At 54.8% G+C, this 640-nt stretch carries 1 protein-coding gene; it reads left to right on the top strand.

The features are described 5' to 3' along the window. On the top strand, positions 1 to 640 hold a 640-nt coding region (locus GS399_RS20585; protein WP_202409540.1), incomplete at both ends, for a Calx-beta domain-containing protein.

Here is a 640-nt window from a genome sequence, read left to right as displayed (position 1 = left end):
AAAGACGGAGCAGAAGGAGCCACGCCAGTCAAGGGCGAGTTTACCTTCACGTTGAGTAATGCTTCATCAACAGCTACCACAGTCAACTTCACGGTAACGGGAACGGCTACATCGGGAACGGATTATACCTCACTGGGCACTTCGGTAGTGATACCGGCAGGAACAAAAGTATTCACCGTTCCGGTAGATGTGCAGGATGATCTGATTGCCGAAGGCACGGAAACAGTTACCCTGACATTGGGCAGCACCAGCAACACAGCCATCACAGTTTCCGGACCGGCAGCTACGGTGAACATCACGGATAACGACGCGGTAACGGTGGTACTGAGCGGGGCTGCGACGGTTAATGAGAATGCAGGAACGGTCACCTATACGGCAACCTTAACGGGAGCAACGGGCAGCAGCATCCAGAATGCGGTGAGCGTGATCAGCGCGGTAACAGCGGGATCGGCAGTGAGCCCGGCGGATTATACGACAGCCGGCACAGGCACCCTGACGTTTGCAGCAGGTTCATCGGTAGGCAGCACTAAGACATTTACGGTAACGGTTATAGATGACAACCTGGTGGAGGGGGATGAAACGTATACCGCTTCCATTGGCAGTATCACGGGAGTAGCCACGCTGGGAACTTCCAGCATCG

This window comes from Hufsiella arboris, from assembly GCF_009834875.1.
GTDB classification, from domain to species: Bacteria; Bacteroidota; Bacteroidia; order Sphingobacteriales; family Sphingobacteriaceae; genus Hufsiella_A; species Hufsiella_A arboris.
Note: the sequence above shows the minus strand (reverse complement) of the source record. Positions and strands in the feature narration are given on the sequence as shown.